Source organism: Mesorhizobium sp. M0306, assembly GCF_040321655.1.
GTDB lineage: Bacteria > Pseudomonadota > Alphaproteobacteria > Rhizobiales > Rhizobiaceae > Mesorhizobium.
Genome location: NZ_JAMYRY010000004.1, coordinates 213442 through 229463, shown reverse-complemented (window position 1 = coordinate 229463; position 16022 = coordinate 213442). Strand labels below are relative to the sequence as shown.

The 16022-nt window shown below is 62.3% G+C and carries 14 protein-coding genes; 10 read left to right on the top strand and 4 right to left on the bottom strand.

The annotated features are described in order from the left end of the window. Nucleotides 1-15: 15 nt before the first annotated feature. Both NKI95_RS09710 and NKI95_RS09705 read right to left on the bottom strand, forming a co-directional pair. A complete protein-coding gene (locus tag NKI95_RS09710; RefSeq protein ID WP_352716268.1) occupies nucleotides 16-867 on the bottom strand; it encodes an IclR family transcriptional regulator in 852 nt (283 codons plus the stop codon). Then, a complete protein-coding gene (locus NKI95_RS09705) occupies nucleotides 867-2009 on the bottom strand; it encodes an extracellular solute-binding protein (RefSeq protein ID WP_352716266.1) in 1143 nt (380 codons plus the stop codon). The genes NKI95_RS09710 and NKI95_RS09705 overlap by 1 nt, the downstream gene beginning before the upstream one ends. Before the next feature lie 663 nt (nucleotides 2010-2672). Here NKI95_RS09705 and cyoA point away from each other — a divergent pair. From cyoA to NKI95_RS09680, 5 genes are all read left to right on the top strand, one after another. After that, the gene (cyoA, locus tag NKI95_RS09700) at nucleotides 2673-3545 is read left to right on the top strand and encodes a ubiquinol oxidase subunit II (protein ID WP_352716403.1); all 873 of its coding nucleotides are present in this window, start codon (nucleotides 2673-2675) and stop codon (nucleotides 3543-3545) included. 2 nt (nucleotides 3546-3547) lie between these two features. Beyond that, entirely contained in the window at nucleotides 3548-5554 is a 2007-nt protein-coding gene (gene cyoB, locus NKI95_RS09695; RefSeq protein WP_352716264.1) for a cytochrome o ubiquinol oxidase subunit I, read from the top strand. Then, a complete protein-coding gene (gene cyoC, locus NKI95_RS09690) occupies nucleotides 5551-6204 on the top strand; it encodes a cytochrome o ubiquinol oxidase subunit III (RefSeq protein WP_352716262.1) in 654 nt (217 codons plus the stop codon). Before cyoB ends, cyoC begins: the two co-directional genes overlap by 4 nt. Next, nucleotides 6201-6623: a cytochrome o ubiquinol oxidase subunit IV gene (gene cyoD, locus NKI95_RS09685; RefSeq protein WP_352716261.1), complete on the top strand. Its 423-nt coding sequence runs from the start codon at nucleotides 6201-6203 to the stop codon at nucleotides 6621-6623. Before cyoC ends, cyoD begins: the two co-directional genes overlap by 4 nt. 259 nt (nucleotides 6624-6882) lie before the next feature. Further along, the gene (locus NKI95_RS09680) at nucleotides 6883-8070 is read left to right on the top strand and encodes a DUF3182 family protein (protein ID WP_352716259.1); all 1188 of its coding nucleotides are present in this window, start codon (nucleotides 6883-6885) and stop codon (nucleotides 8068-8070) included. A 65-nt stretch (nucleotides 8071-8135) separates the two neighbouring features. On the opposite strand, the gene NKI95_RS09675 is transcribed toward NKI95_RS09680, so the two are convergent. Beyond that, nucleotides 8136-8573 carry an Lrp/AsnC family transcriptional regulator gene (locus NKI95_RS09675; RefSeq protein WP_292655471.1) on the bottom strand — a complete coding sequence of 146 codons (438 nt, stop codon included), beginning with the start codon at nucleotides 8571-8573 and terminating at the stop codon, nucleotides 8136-8138. Nucleotides 8574-8702: 129 nt separating this feature from the next. Between NKI95_RS09675 and rocF the strand changes: the two genes are divergently transcribed. Both rocF and ocd read left to right on the top strand, forming a co-directional pair. Then, complete coding sequence (gene rocF, locus NKI95_RS09670; RefSeq protein WP_352716257.1) at nucleotides 8703-9623, top strand: arginase; 921 nt, start codon at nucleotides 8703-8705, stop codon at nucleotides 9621-9623. 3 nt (nucleotides 9624-9626) lie between these two features. Next, complete coding sequence (gene ocd, locus NKI95_RS09665) at nucleotides 9627-10694, top strand: ornithine cyclodeaminase (protein WP_352716256.1); 1068 nt, start codon at nucleotides 9627-9629, stop codon at nucleotides 10692-10694. 16 nt (nucleotides 10695-10710) lie between these two features. On the opposite strand, the gene NKI95_RS09660 is transcribed toward ocd, so the two are convergent. Next, nucleotides 10711-10872 (bottom strand): hypothetical protein, encoded by a 162-nt coding sequence (locus NKI95_RS09660; RefSeq protein WP_292655465.1) that lies wholly within the window; start codon nucleotides 10870-10872, stop codon nucleotides 10711-10713. 269 nt (nucleotides 10873-11141) lie between these two features. Here NKI95_RS09660 and NKI95_RS09655 point away from each other — a divergent pair, with 269 nt between their 5' ends. The 3 genes from NKI95_RS09655 to NKI95_RS09645 are packed head-to-tail and all read left to right on the top strand — an operon-like array spanning nucleotide 11142 to nucleotide 15971. Continuing rightward, nucleotides 11142-13091, top strand: coding sequence for a PrkA family serine protein kinase (locus NKI95_RS09655; RefSeq protein WP_292655462.1), 1950 nt, complete (start codon nucleotides 11142-11144; stop codon nucleotides 13089-13091). Nucleotides 13092-13110: 19 nt separating this feature from the next. Further along, a complete protein-coding gene (locus NKI95_RS09650; RefSeq protein ID WP_352716254.1) occupies nucleotides 13111-14433 on the top strand; it encodes a YeaH/YhbH family protein in 1323 nt (440 codons plus the stop codon). Beyond that, nucleotides 14433-15971 (top strand): SpoVR family protein, encoded by a 1539-nt coding sequence (locus tag NKI95_RS09645; RefSeq protein ID WP_352716252.1) that lies wholly within the window; start codon nucleotides 14433-14435, stop codon nucleotides 15969-15971. The genes NKI95_RS09650 and NKI95_RS09645 overlap by 1 nt, the downstream gene beginning before the upstream one ends. Nucleotides 15972-16022 lie beyond the last annotated feature (51 nt).

Below are 16022 nucleotides of genomic sequence, written 5' to 3'. Positions count from 1 at the left end.
TCCCTGTATTTCTTGTCAGTTGCTGAACGGATAGTCCCGCCGTTCCGGGTCGGCACGTGAAGAGGCGGCAGCTTCGCCCGCGCCCAGCGCCGCCGATATCGTCTCGGCCGCCGCCTTGGTTCGTTCGAAGACGGTCTTGCGATCGAAGCGCGCGGCCTTTTGCGGCAGGAACGGGACGGTGAGCGCGGCAATGGCCGTACCGGTATGGTCGCGCACCGGCATCGAGATGTTGGTGCAGCCCTCGACAGCCAGCGAGGCGCGCATTTCATAGCCGAGCCTTGCGACTTCGTTCAGGCGCGCTTCGATTTCCGCCCGGCTGCCTTGGCCCTCGCCCGCAGCGACGATCCGCTCGACGATGCGGTCGCGCTCGGCGCGGCTCGAATGCGCCAGCAGCACCGCGCCGGAACTCGTTTCGAGGATCGGGAAATGCGAGCCAAGGGCAACCGAATAACGCATCGGCAAAGGCGAATCGATCTGCAGCACGACCAGTGCGCTCTCACCTTCGCGCACGACCAGATGGCAGCTCTGGTCGGCATTGGCGGCAAGGCCGCGCATCACCGGCAGCGCACATTCGACCAGGCGGTTTACCGGCGGATGCATATGCGCCAGTTCGAACAGCTTCAGCGACAGGCGAAAGCGGTCCGATTGCGTCCGGAAAATGTAGCCGCGCTTCTCCAGCAGCAGCAGGATGCGGTAGATCTCGTGAATGGAGCGCCCCATTCCCGTGGCGATCTCGGTCTGGGTCAGCGGCTCGCCGCTGGCAGCCATGAATTCCAGGATGTCGAGCGCCTTCTCCACCGCAGGCACGCGGTAGCCGTTGCGGCCGCTTTCGCCTTCGTCGACGATCTGGGCAATATCGGTGGCCATTACGCGACGCTCCGTTGCGGCTGGCCATGCCTGGTCTCGCGATAGAGCCGGTTCAGCCGATCTGCGAGCTCGGCCGCCGGCAATTCGCCGGCGATGGCCGCCGCGGCATGAGGGGCGCATTGGCGGAAGAAGCTGATGAAGCCCGGATGGGTCGGGCGCAGATAGGAGGCTTCGATCGTCGCCAGCGTCGACGCGAAGAAGCCGCCTGAGAGAGCGTTGACCTCGCCATCTTGCCATGCCGTCAGCGATCCCGGCTGTCCGCCGGATTTCACATAGTCGCCACGCTGATAGCCGGGCGAGCACAGAAACAGCGCGTAATCGATGGCTGCCTGCTTGTGTTTCGATTGGGCGCTGACGCCGATGCCGGCGCCACCGAGCAAGGCGCCGGCGGATCGCGGCGTCGGCACGTCGGCGAAGCGCAGATACGGCCTGTCTGCCTTGGAGGCATAGTTCACATAGCCGAAGGCGAACGGCACGTAGACCACGTCGTCATGTGCGATCATATGATCGTAGCAGCGGATCGGGTTCCATTTCGGCGAGTTCGGATGCGACAGCGCCGCAAGCTGGCGCAACTGCCCGACGGCCTGCTCGATTTTTTGCCTGGCGATGAACTCGTCGCCGCCGTCGCGGGGCTCACCGAGCGTCAAAAGCAGGCACATGGCGTCAGTCGGCACCAATGGCAGCCCAAGCCATTTGCCGTCCTTCAAGGCGCTCCGGCCGAGCTCCAGCACCTCGTCATGGCTGCGCGGCAGCGGTCCGTAGCGCTCCACGAGATCGGGGCGATACGAGGCAACCTGACAGGCAGCATCGATCGGCAACGCCCATTGGCGCCCGTCCCTTGCGTAGGATTGCCAGGATGCGCCAACTGAATCCTGTTCGAAGCCGCGGCGCTGCTCAGCCGACAAATCGAACGGCACCATCAGCCCGCCTTCGGCAATATCGCCGATGAACGGATGGTCGAACACGACGAGATCATAGGCGTCGAGCACCGGACCAAGCGCGCCCTCGCCGAACTCGTAAAGGCTGCGGCGGTCCCATTCGATCTCAAGGCCGGGATTGGCGGCACAATACGGCCCGATGCTGGCGTCGAGCGGACCCCAGCAGCGTCGGTGATCCCACGCGAGGCCGCGCAGTCTTGTCATGCCGTAATTCCTCCTGAACCGGCCATGCGTCGGCCCAGCCGATTAGTAGCAACTATTTTTACCTAGACAAGTAATTTTTACATACGCAAAGCCGACCTCGGCTTCCGCTAGGCAGGAGAGCCGCCCATGCGGCCCTGATGCGCATCGCGTGGCCGCCGGACTGCAACCAAAGGCTGCGTTGGATCTGGCTTTTTGGAACCTTCGCGACGAACATACGTTCGGTTGGCGCAACCATTCAGAGCAGCGTCATTGGGCAGCGTCACTGGATTCAGCGACGAGTCGCAGGGAGCGGACTAAATGGACCAACTGTGGGCGCGGCCATGAACCGGTTCACCGCCTTGGCATTCGCCACGTTTCTGGCGATAACTTCGATCTGGGTACTGTTTCTGGTTTCTTAAGATTTGCCGCTGGTTTTTAGGATTTGGAGGGGTTCTCGACAGGTCGACCGCTTAACGATGACGTCCGCCGCATGTGGTTCTGCCAGCCGGAGCCGCGTGCATGAAGAAACTGTCGCCAGGAGCATACCGGCGCGCACATTCGGGGTTGGCAGCCACGCTGCCTGCGACGTTCCAATCGGTTTTCAGGAAACGGCGAGATTTCATGTTGCTGAGGGCGATCGTTCGAAATTGTGCCGTCATCCGTTTTGGCCGCGTCGGCGCGACGATGCTACTTGCTGGGCTACTTGCTGGGCTGCTTGCCGGCTGCCAGGGCGGCGTGCTCGACCCGCAAGGGCCAGTCGGCGCGGCGCAGCGCACGATCCTGCTCAATTCGGTCGCCATCATGCTGGCCATCGTCGTCCCGACGATCGTGGCGACGCTCGGTTTTGCCTGGTGGTTCCGGGAGACCAACACAAGGGCGCGGTATCTGCCGGAATGGGCCTATTCCGGACGCATCGAACTGGTGGTCTGGTCGATCCCCATCCTCGTCATCCTGTTTCTGAGCGGCATCATCTGGATCGGGTCGCATGACCTCGATCCAATGAAGCCGCTGGATTCCCAGCAAAAGCCGCTTGAGGTGCAGGTCGTCTCGCTCGACTGGAAATGGCTGTTCATCTACCCCGAGCAGAATATCGCGAGCATCAACCAGCTTGTGGTGCCGGCGGGCAGGCCGGTGCATTTCTCGCTCACCTCGGCAAGCGTCATGAATGCGTTCTTCGTGCCTCAGCTCGGCGGCATGATCTACACGATGAACGGCATGACAACGCAGCTTCACCTGCAGGCGGATCAGCCGGGCGAATTCTATGGGCGGTCGGCCCATTTCAGCGGCGACGGTTTTCCAGGCATGCAATTCGTGCTGCATGCCGTGGCGGCGGACGCCTTCGATGCATTCGTCAATTCGGCGCGAAACCAGGGACAGGCACTCGACAAGGCCAGCTACCAGGAACTGGCCAGACAGAGCCTGGACGTGCCGCCTTCGACCTATCGCTCGGTCGAGCCGGACCTTTTCCATGAAATCGCGACGCAGGGCGTTCCGCCCGCGCCCGGCCCCCAGGCCGGTCGCCCCGAGCCGAGCGTATTGCCCAAGACAGGAGGCTGACAATGCTCGGAAAATTGAGCTGGGACGTCATTCCGTTCGATCAGCCTCTGCCGATGATCGCCTCGGCGGTCGTCGCCCTGGCAATCCTCGGCGTGCTGGCCTGGGTCTTCCTGGCCGGCCATTTCCCCTATCTGTGGCGCGAATGGATCACCAGCGTCGATCACAAGCGGATTGGCGTGATGTACACGCTGCTGGCGCTGCTGATGCTGCTGCGCGGCTTCAGCGACGCCATCATGATGCGGTCCCAGCAGGCCCTCGCCTTCCAGGCGCCCGGCTATCTGCCGCCCGACCACTTCAACCAGGTCTTTTCCGCCCACGGCACCATCATGATCTTTTTCGGGGCGATGCCGTTCGTCATCGGCCTGATGAACCTGGTCGTGCCGCTGCAGCTCGGCGTTCGCGACGTTGCCTTTCCAACGCTCAACTCGGTGAGTTTCTGGCTCACCGCCACCGGTGCGCTGCTGGTCAACATCTCGCTGGTGATCGGCGAATTCGCGCGCACCGGATGGCTGCCCTATCCGCCGCTCAGCGAGACCGCCTACTCGCCGGGCGTCGGCGTCGATTATTATCTGTGGGCAGTGCAGATAGCGGGCGTCGGAACGCTGCTCACCGGCATCAATTTCGTCACCACGATCCTGAAGATGCGGGCGCCCGGCATGAGTTACCTCAGGATGTCGATGTTCTGCTGGACCTCACTCGCCGCCAGCTTGCTCATCGTCGCCGCGTTCCCGGTCCTCACCGCGACGCTCGCGATGCTGACGCTCGACCGCTATTTCGGCTTTCATTTCTTCACCAATGAAGCCGGCGGCAACATGCTGATGTTCGTGAACCTGATCTGGGCCTGGGGCCATCCCGAGGTCTACATCCTCGTCCTGCCGGCGTTCGGCATCTTCTCGGAGGTTATCTCCACGTTCTCCAGCAAGCCGCTGTTCGGCTACCGCTCGATGGTGGCCGCGACGCTCTTCATCTGCATCGTCTCCTTCATGGTGTGGCTGCACCACTTCTTCACCATGGGAGCCGGCGCCGACGTCAATGCCGCGTTCGGCATCGCCACCAGCATTATCGCTGTCGGTACCGGCGTGAAGATCTACAACTGGATGTTCACCATGTATGGCGGCCGCATCCGCTTCGCGACGCCAATGCTGTGGTCGCTGGGCTTCATGGTGACGTTCGTCATCGGCGGCATGACGGGCGTGTTGCTGGCCGTGCCACCGGCCGATTTCCTGCTCCACAACAGCCTGTTCCTGGTGGCGCATTTCCATAACGTCATCATCGGCGGTGTGCTGTTCGGCGCCTTCGCGGGATATACCTACTGGTTTCCCAAGGCATTCGGCTTCCGGCTGCACGAGGGCTGGGGCAAGCTGGCCTTCTGGCTGACGCTGATCGGGTTCTACGCCACCTTCGTGCCGCTCTACGCTGTCGGCCTGCTTGGCATGACCCGCCGCATGCAGCATTTCGACGTGCCGGCTTGGTATCCCTGGGTGCTGGTTGCCGGCGCCGGCATATTAATCACCACCGCCGGCGTGGTCGCGCAGATCATACAACTCGTCGTCAGCATCCGGCAGCGTGCGGCGCTTCGAGATGCCACCGGGGATCCCTGGGACGGGCGCTCGCTGGAATGGGCCACGCCCTCGCCGCCGCCGGTCTTCAACTTCGCCGCGCTTCCGCATGTCGAGGGCGAAGAGCCCTACTGGAACATCAAGCAGCGGGCACGCGAGCAAAACCGGCTGCGCGACGAGCCTGAATACGAGCCGATCGAGATGCCGCGCAACAGTCCCACCGGGTTCATCTGCGCCTTCTTTGCGACCGTGATGGGCTTCGCCGTCATCTGGCACATCTGGTGGATGGTGGCGCTCGGCGCGCTCGGCGCTTTCGCCACCTTCGTCATATTCGCGTGGCGCGACATCCCCGAATACGTCATTCCTGCCGCCGAAGTCGCCCGGATCGACCGCGCCAACCGAAGTGCCCGCCGCGAGGCGCTGGCCACTCATACTGGGCCAAGGCCATGACCGCGATCGACGTTCGAGAGCGTGACCCCTACCGCCTTAGCCATCGCAGCCACGGCCATGCACCCGGCCACGGCGACAGCGGCCCGGCACCGATCCGGATCGTCGTGGGCTACGGCTTCTGGATCTTCCTTCTGAGCGACATCGTGATGTTCTCGGCCTTCTTCGCGGCCTATGCCGTGCTGGCGGGCAAGACGGCGGGCGGACCAAGCGGAGCCGAGCTGTTCGACCTGCGCAACGTCGCGATCGAGACGGCCGCTTTGCTGTTGTCGAGCTTTACCTGCGGTCTCGCCAGCCTCGCCGTGACAGCGCGGCGAAGCTCCTGGTTCTATGTCGCGATGGCTGTCACCTTCGTGCTCGGCGCCACCTTCATCCTGCTCGAGTTGCGCGAGTTCGCGCATATGGTTGCCAGCGGTGCCGGACCGACGCGCAGCGCTTTCCTGTCGGCGTTCTTCACGCTGGTGGGATGCCACGGCCTTCACGTCACGGCGGGGCTGCTGTGGCTGCTTACGATGATGGCGCAGATCTTCGCCAAGGGATTCCGCGACGATATTCTTCGGCGTTTCATGTGCTTCAGCCTGTTCTGGCACGCCCTCGACATCATCTGGGTCGCCCTGTTCACGGTGGTCTATCTCCTGGGAGCAAGTCGATGAGCAATGCGGACGATCGCCACGCGCAACGGCGCGACACCGATGGCCTGGAGCGCTACGATACGGCGCCGGGTGACGAATACCTCGGCGACATCGAGGTCGGATCCGGGTTACGCGGCTATGTGATCGGCCTCGGGCTGGCGACGCTGCTGACCATCGCCTCGTTCTGGTTGCTCGGAACGAACCTGATATGGGCACCCGGCATTCCGGTGGCGCTGGTCGTGCTGGCGATCGCCCAGATGGGCGTGCATCTCGTCTTCTTCCTGCACATCACGACGGGGCCGGACAACACCAACAACGCCCTGGCACTTGCCTTCGGCGTGCTGATCGTTGTGCTGGTGATCGGCGGCTCGATCTGGATCATGGCCAATCTCGACCACAATTTGATGCCGATGAACGCGAACATGAACGTGAACCGCTAGGGATTATACCGGCCGTTGGCCGCAGTTCATGCGACAGCGAGCTCGGTCTCAAGCCCGTTCGAATGTGCCTGCGACCTCGGTCTCCCCCAGGGCGCGCGGCGCGGCCTCCTTGAGCACATCCATCTCCCTGTCTGAGGCTCCCGCATAAAAACCATGAGCCGCGCCGCAACTCGGCCAACCGGATAGCGCGCCGTTGCCCGGAACATTCGCCGAGGACGCGGGTTTTTCGGTTCGGACGCATCGCCGCGGAATAACGGCAATGGGCTCGGCAATGGACGAAGGGCGCGACATGACCGGGCTAAGCGGTAAGCAACCAAGCGGGGCGAAAGGTGTTGTGGTCGTATTCTCCGCGCCGGGCGGCGAGACCATCTACGCGCACGAATGGGAAACCGTCGCTGCCGTCGCGCGCACGATTGCAGCGTTGAAGGGATTTTCCTTCCGCCAGGGCCTTCGTGATGGCGGCGGTGACAGCGGCGGGCTGTATTTCGTGCCGGACGACAGCCTGCTTGCTGCCGATGCGGTCCAATTGGGCATCAACGGGCCCGACGACCTCTTCGGCGGCGTGGTGCCCTGGCGCCTCGCAACCACCAAGGCCATAACCCACGAGTTGGTGGACGGGTCGGCGGCACGGCCAAAAGAATGGCCCGCCGGCTTCGGCAGCGCCGTCGCCGCGGCCGTACTGCCCGGCTACACTGCATTTTCACGCCATGACGCGCTGCGCGCAGCGCAACGTCTGCTGGAGCTCGGGCTGGTCCGGTTCAAGCCACCGCGCGCTTCGCGGGGCCGCGACCAGCACACCGCCGCGACGGTCGGCGATGTCGAAAGGCTGCTGGACCAATATCCATCCTCTGACCTAAGCGAATACGGCCTTGTTCTCGAAACGCAGCTTCGCGACATCGTTACGCTGAGCGTTGGCAGAACCACGATCGACGAATTGTCGATCAGCTATTACGGCACCCAGCGGACGACGACCGACAACGACGGACAGCCCGTTTACGGCGGATCCGATCTGGTTATCGTGCGCGGCGGATGGGAGGCGCTGGATGAGCTGCGGCTATCTCCGGCGCTGGGTTTGGCCGTGGCGCAGGCGAGAACCTATGACGCAGCGATGGATCGTTATCCCGGATTCTTCGCCTCGCGACGCAACTACGACATCGGCCAAGGTGTCGATTCCTTGGGCATCTGGCGATCGGGTGTGCTGGAAGCCAGCTGGCGGATCGGTGGAAGCAGCAGCGCCGAGCTGGCAGCAATGGACGCCATGAAGCGCGACCCCGACATGCAGATCATGCATGTCTCCGCCGTCAAGCAGTTCGGCAGCACTGCGCCGCTGCCGCTGAACGCAGAGATCCATTTCCAGGGGGAGGACCCCGAGGAGGGTCAAATCACGCGTTATACCGTCGTCACCCAGGCGATCCGAGGGCCGATCGGGGAAGCCGGCCGATCGTAACCGCGGCGGCAATTGAAGGTTCCGTGGCTTCGGATTTCGTTACCGCTACAGGTCAAGGGCGAAGATCACAGCCGCGCCTTGGTGGTGCGCGGCGTTGCCAGGAGCAGGCTTGTTTCACTGCCGGTAATTCCGGGGATCAGGCGGATACGTCTCAGCACCGCGTCGAACTCGCTCAGGGTCTGGGTTCCGAGTTCTATCACCAGATCCCAGCGGCCATTGGTGGTGTGGATGGTCGAGACCTCGGAGAAGCCGCCCAGCGCCCGGATGACGCGATCGGCGGCGTGGCCTTCGATCTCGATCATCATGATGCCACGCACGCGCTGATCGACCGCGTCGGCGCGCAGAATGACGGTGTAGCCGACGATGACGCCGTCCCTTTCAAGTCGCTCGATCCGGGACCTTACCGTTGCCCGGGAGACACCCAGGCTGATGGCAAGATCGGAAATGCTGCGCCGGGCGTCGTGCCGCAAAGAGGTGATGATCTGCTCGTCGAGCTGGTCCATGATTGCTCACAACGGAAGTAGATGATTCCACAATGGTAAGGCACTTCGACAAATTTGCCAATTTGACATGTTCATTCTGCCAGCGATGCCGGCTTCAATAAAGGCATCGCAATTCGGTGGGATATGAGCATGCATTGCACGATCGTTGGGGCGCCGATCCAGGCTGGTTCGGGCCGCATGGGCTGCGAGATGGGGCCGAGCGCGCTGCGCACGGCCGGCCTGGCCAGCGCATTGACCGAACTCGGCCATACGCTGACCGACCTCGGAACCATCGTCCCTGCCGACATGCGCCCTGTCGTACATGGCAACGCGGCGGTGAAGGCGCTGCCGGAAATTGCCGCCTGGACGGCAGCAATCAGCGAAACGGCCTATGCCGCGAGCGCCGACGCGATGCCGATCTTCCTCGGCGGCGACCACAGCATTTCGGCCGGCACGCTCGCCGGCATTGCCCGCCGGGCGGCGAATGCCGGTCGGCCGCTCTTCGTGCTGTGGCTCGATGCGCACCCCGATTTTCATACACTCGACACGACGACCAGCGGCAATTTGCATGGTGTGCCGCTGGCCTATGCCAGCGGGCAGCCCGGCTTCGAGGGCTATTTCCCCCGCCTTGCAGCGCAGGTGGATCCGGCTCACATATGCGCGCTGGGGATCCGCAGCGTGGACCTGGCGGAACGGGAAACGTTGCGCAGAGCCGGCGTGACGGTCCATGACATGCGTTCGATCGACGAGCACGGCATTGCGCAACTGCTTCGCGCCTTTCTTGAACGGGTGAGCGCCGCCAACGGCATGCTGCACGTCAGCCTCGACGTCGATTTTCTCGACCCGTCGATCGCCCCGGCGGTCGGCACCACCGTTCCCGGCGGCGCCACGTTCCGCGAGGCGCATCTGGCGATGGAAATGCTGCATGACAGCGGCCTCGTCACCAGTCTCGACCTGGTCGAGCTCAACCCTTTTCTCGACGAACGCGGCCGCACTGCCACGCTTTTGGTCGACCTGACCGCAAGCCTGATGGGCCGGCGGATCATGGATCGCCCGACGAGGGGGTTCTGAGCCATGACCGTCAATTTGAACATCGTCCCGTTCGTCAGCGTCGATCGCATGATGAAGCTGGTGCTTGCCATCGGCATCGAGCGTTTCCTGGTCGAGCTTGCCGCCTATATCGAAGAGGATTTCAGGCGCTGGGAGCTGTTCGACAAGACGCCGCGCGTCGCCTCGCACAGCGTTGACGGCGTCATCGAGTTGATGCCGACCAGCGACGGGCAGCTCTACGGGTTCAAATACGTCAACGGGCATCCGAAGAATACGCGTGACGGTCGCCAGACCGTAACCGCTTTCGGCGTGCTTGCCGATGTCGGCAACGGCTATCCGATGCTGCTTTCGGAAATGACCATCCTGACCGCGCTCAGAACCGCCGCAAGCTCGGCCGTCGCGGCGAAATACCTCGCTCCCGAGGCCGCCAGGTGCATGGCGATCATCGGCAATGGCGCGCAATCGGAATTCCAGGCGATTGCGTTCAAGGCGCTGCTTGGCGTCGACAGGCTGCGGCTCTACGATATCGACCCGGCGGCCTCGGCGAAATGCATGAAGAACCTTGCCGGCATGGGTTTCGACATCAAGCTCTGCGCGTCGGCGCAGGAAGCCGTTGAAGGTGCAGAGATCATCACCACGGTTACCGCCGACAAACGGTCGGCAACAATCCTGACCGACAACATGGTTGGATCCGGCGTGCACATCAACGCGGTGGGCGGCGACTGCCCGGGCAAGACCGAGCTGCATCGCGACATACTGCTGCGCTCGGACATTTTCGTCGAATATCCGCCGCAGACGCGCATCGAAGGCGAGAGCCAGCAGCTCGATGCGGATCATCCGATCACCGAATTGTGGCAGGTGATGACAGGAAAGGCAGCAGGCCGGACGGATGCCCGACAGATCACATTGTTTGACTCCGTCGGCTTTGCGATCGAGGATTTTTCCGCGCTGCGCTACGTCCGCGATCAGCTGCAGCGGACCGGCCTTTTCGAGGAACTAGACCTTCTGGCCGATCCTGATGAGCCGCGCGACCTGTTTGGCATGCTGCTGCGCGCCGAAAAAGCGACCGGGCTGGCGGTTGCTGGCAGCTGAGCTGCGATCCCGTCGGTCAGTCCTTCTTTTCCTGATACAGGCGCTCGGTCGCACGCTCGCTTTCCCTGCGCTCCGCCGGGCCGCGACGGCGCTGCGTGAGCAGGGCGTAGGCGATCAGAATTGCCAGAAGCAGTGGACCGCCTGCAACAACGAGCAACCACAAACTATTCCCAGACATCGACCGTCTCCTTTCCCTCACAACCGGAAAGGACCCGAACCGTTCCTCCGTCTTGTTGGATGTCGCCCGCAGGACGTGGTGCGATTCAGGATTTTGTGCCTCGAGCAGGACGGTCCACGCCTTGTCTGCACTCAGGACGCGCTTATCTAACTCTTATCATTCGGTCACATGCACTCTCTGCGAAGTGAAGGGAACCACAAGGGCTTTCCAACATTTGGTTGTTCAAGAGACAAACGTGCAGCCACACCGGCTCCGGGGCGAGGAATACCATGCGTGAGAATCAATCCGACGTCTTCGATCTGTTTTCCGAGGTCTACAAGAATGCGGCGCAGGAGGAGATAAGCCTCCAGCAATATCTGCTTGCCTGCCGCGAGGACAAGTCGATGTACGCCTCGGCACCCGAGCGGATGGTCGAGGCGATCGGCGAGCCGACCTTTGTCGATACCAGCAAGGACGAGCGGCTCGGCCGTATTTTTTCGAACCGGACGATCAAGATCTATCCGACCTTCGCCGACTTTTACGGCATGGAGGATACGATCGAGCGTATCGCCGGTTATTTCCGCTATGCCTCGCAAGGGCTCGAGGAACGCAAGCAGATCCTCTATCTCCTCGGCCCGGTCGGCGGCGGCAAGTCCTCGCTTGCGGAGCAGCTGAAAAGGCTGATGGAGCAGCGTCCGATCTATACGCTGAAGGTCGGCGGCCAGGTCAGCCCGGTCTTCGAATCGCCGCTCGGGCTGTTCGATCCCGACCGCATGGGCGACCTTTTGGAGGACAAATATGGCATCGCCCGGCGGCGGCTGAACGGCCTGATCTCGCCCTGGGCGGCCAAGCGCCTCGACGAATTGTCCGGCGACATCTCCAAATTCAGCGTCGTCAAGCTGATCCCGTCCAGGCTGCGCCAGATCGGCATCGCCAAGACCGAGCCGGGCGACGAGAACAACCAGGACGTGTCGGCCCTGGTCGGCAAGGTCGACATCAGGCAGCTGGAAAACTTCAGCCAGTCCGATCCGGACGCCTACTCCTATAGCGGCGGGCTGAACCGGACGACGCAAGGGTTGCTCGAATTCGTCGAGATGTTCAAGGCGCCGATCAAGGTGCTGCATCCGCTGCTGACCGCCACCCAGGAAGGCAGCTACAACGGCACCGAGAATTTCGGCGCTTTCCCCTATCAGGGCATCATCGTTGCCCATTCCAACGAATCGGAATGGCTGCAGTTCAAGAACAACAAGAACAACGAGGCGTTCCTCGACCGCATTCTGGTGGTCAAGGTGCCGTATTGCCTGCGCGTCACCGAAGAGCGGCAGATCTACGAGAAGCTGTTGCGCGAAAGCGAACTGGCTAACAGCCCCTGCGCTCCGGAAGTGCTCGATATCCTCAGCCGGTTCACCGTCTCGACCCGCCTGGCCGAACACGATAATTCGCCGCTCTACACCAAGATGCGCGTCTATGACGGCGAGAACCTCAAAGAAACCGATCCCAAGGCGAAGTCGGTCCAGGAGTACCGAAACGCGGCCGGTGTCGATGAAGGCATGACCGGCGTCAGCACCCGCTTCGCCTTCAAGATCCTGTCGCAGACTTTTAATTACGACACCGAAGAGGTGGCCGCCGATCCAGTGCATCTGATGTACATCCTGGAAGAGGCGATCAAGCGCGAGCAGTTCCCGAAGGAAACCGAGGCGGACTATCTCGATTTCATAAAGTCGGAGCTGGCCACCCGTTATGCCGAGTTCATCGGCCACGAGATCCAGAAGGCCTATCTGGAATCCTACAGCGAATACGGCCAGAACCTGTTCGACCGCTACATCGCATATGCCGATGCCTGGATCGAGGATCAGGACTACAAGGATACCGATACCGGCCAGATCCTCAATCGCGAGGTTTTGGATAACGAACTGTCGCAGGTCGAAAAGCCGGCCGGCATCGCCAATCCAAAGGACTTCCGTAACGAAGTGGTGAAGTTCACGCTGCGCGCGCGGGCCAGAAACCATGGCCGCAACCCGTCATGGACAAGCTACGAAAAGCTCCGCGAAGTCATCGAGAAGCGGATGTTCGGGCAGGTCGAGGACCTGCTGCCGGTGATCAGCTTCGGCTCCAAGCAGGACAGCGTGACTGAGAAGCGGCATACCGAATTCGTGCAGCGGATGATCCAGCGCGGCTACACCGAGCGCCAGGTCCGCCGGCTGGTGGACTGGTACATGCGGGTGAACAAGGCGGGTTGAAGCCAGTCCGGGGTAACATATGCCGATCTTCATCGATCGCCGACTGAACCCGAAGGACAAAAGCCTCGGCAATCGGCAGCGTTTCCTGCGGCGGGCTCGCGAAGAGTTGAAGCGCACCATCCGCGATCAGATCCGCACCGGCAAGATCGCCGACGTGGACGCCGAGCATGCCGTTTCGATGCCGGCGCGAGGCACCGGCGAGCCGAGCTTCAACGATGCCAGGAACAGCGGCAGCCGCCAGCACGTCCTGCCCGGCAACAAGCATTTCGCCCCAGGCGACCGGCTGCCCAAGCCCGGCCAGGGCGGCGGCAGGGGATCCGCCCCGGGGAGAACCGAATCGGAGGACGATTTCCGTTTCGTGCTGTCGCGCGAAGAGGTGCTCGACCTCTTTTTCGAGGACCTCGAACTGCCTGACATGGTCAAGCTCAACCTCAAGGAGATCCTCGCTTTCAAGCCGCGCCGGGCCGGCTTTGCCGCGACCGGTTCGCCGACCAACATCAATGTCGGGCGCACGATGCGCAACAGCCATGGCCGCCGCATAGCGCTCAGGCGCCCCAAGCAGGAGGAACTCGACGCGATCGCGCAGGAGATCGCGTCGCTGGAGGCGAAGCCGCAAAACGCCGAGATGCGCCAGCGCATCGTGGCGCTGCAGGAAGAGTTCGATCGGCTGGAGCGTCGCCGCAAGCGGATCGCCTATGTCGACCCGGTCGATATCCGCTTCAACCGCTTCGACGCCCAGCCGGTGCCGAACGCCAACGCGGTGATGTTCTGCCTGATGGACGTGTCGGGTTCGATGGGCGAACGCGAGAAGGATCTGGCCAAGCGCTTCTTCGTGCTGCTGCACCTGTTCCTGAAGCGGCGCTACGATCGGACCGAGGTGGTCTTCATCCGCCACACGCACGAGGCGCAGGAGGTCGACGAGGAAACCTTCTTTTACAACACCCAGAGCGGCGGTACGGTGGTTTCCACGGCGCTCGAGGAGATGCACCGCATCGTCGAGCAACGCTATCCCAGCCGCGAATGGAACATCTATGTCGCCCAGGCCTCGGACGGCGACAATTTCGTCACCGATTCCGAGCGCTGTATCGCACTTCTCGATGAACAGATCATGCGGCTCTGCCAGTATTTCGCCTATGTCGAGATCCTCGACGAGCGCGAGAGCCATATCTTCGGCGCTACCGACAACGGCACGTCGCTATGGCGTGCCTACAGTGCGGTCAAGCTGAGATGGTCGAATTTCCAGATGAGCCGCATCGCCACGGCGGCCGACATCTACCCGGTTTTCCGCCAACTCTTCGCCAGACAGCCGGGTTATCAAAAGAGCGGTGAAAGAGGGGGCTGATGGAGAGCAGATCCGGGCTGCTGTTTTCCGGTTCCGACTGGGATTTCAGGACGCTGTCGCGCGCCTACAAGACCATCGAGGCGATCGCCACCGAAGAGCTCCACCTCGACATCTATCCGGTACAAATGGAGATCATCTCGTCCGAACAGATGCTCGACGCCTATTCCTCGGTCGGCATGCCGCTAATGTACCGGCACTGGTCCTTCGGCAAGCACTACCTCTACCAGGAATTGCTCTATCGCAAAGGCGGGCGAGGGCTCGCCTATGAACTCGTCATCAATTCCAATCCCTGCATCGTCTATCTGATGGAGGAAAACACCATGGCCCTCCAGGCCCTGGTGACGGCGCACGCGGCACTCGGGCATAACCATTTCTTCAAGAACAATTATCTTTTCCGGCAGTGGACGGACGCCGGCGCCATCCTCAGCTATCTCAACTTCGCCAAGGGCTATATTGCCCGCTGCGAAGAGCGGCACGGCGTCGATGCGGTGGAAGAGATCCTCGATGCCGCACATGCGCTGATGGAACAGGGCGTGTTCAGATATCACCGGCCGCCGAAGCTGTCGTCGGAAAAGCAGCGCGAGGGGGTTCGCGAGCGCCTGGAATACGAGGAACGTTCCTACAACGATCTGTGGCGCACGCTGCCGCCTTCCAAGGACGGCACCAAGGTCCGCGAGACGGATACCATGGCGGAGCGCAAGAAATCGCTCAAGCTGCCCGAGGAGAACCTGCTTTATTTCCTGGAGAAGAACAGCCTGATCCTGGAACCGTGGCAGCGTGAGGTCATCCGGATCGTCCGCGTCATCGCGCAGTATTTCTATCCCCAACGGCAAACGCAGGTGATGAACGAGGGCTGCGCCACCTTCGTGCATTACACGCTGATGAACCTTTTGTTCGATCGCGGCCTGATCGGCGAAGGTGCCATGCTGGAAATCCTGCGCAACCATTCGAACGTGATCTTCCAGCCAGGGTTCGACGATCCGCGCTTTTCCGGTATCAACCCTTACGCGCTGGGTCTCGACATGATGCAGGACATCCAGCGCATCTCGACCGCGCCGACGGCCGAGGACCGCGACTGGTTCCCCGATATCGCCGGCAATGGCGACTGGCGCCAGACCTTGCTGGACGCCTGGGCCAACCATCGCGACGAGTCCTTCATCCGCCAATATCTGAGCCCTACCCTGATACGGAAATGGCGGTTCTTTGTGCTTGCCGATGCCGCCAACGACCCCCATTACGAAGTCGCCTCGATACACAATGAGCGCGGCTACGAGAGCGTCCGCGCCGCACTCGCCCACAGCTACGACATCGGCGCCAGCCGGCCGGACATCCAGGTGGTGGACGTGGACCTGCTCGGCGACCGGCATCTGCGCCTGCAGCACAAGGTCAAGGACGGCATCGTGCTGGAAGGCGGCAGCCGCGACGCCACGCTGCGCCACATCCGCAAGCTCTGGGGCTACGAGGTCAGCATGGTCGCGGTCGACGCGCAGACCGGCGCCACGCTCCACGAACGGTCTACCAGCCAGATCGGGGAATGACCCGACCGGCTTGCCGGCGACGTCGGGTGTCATAGCCTTTACCGGATCACC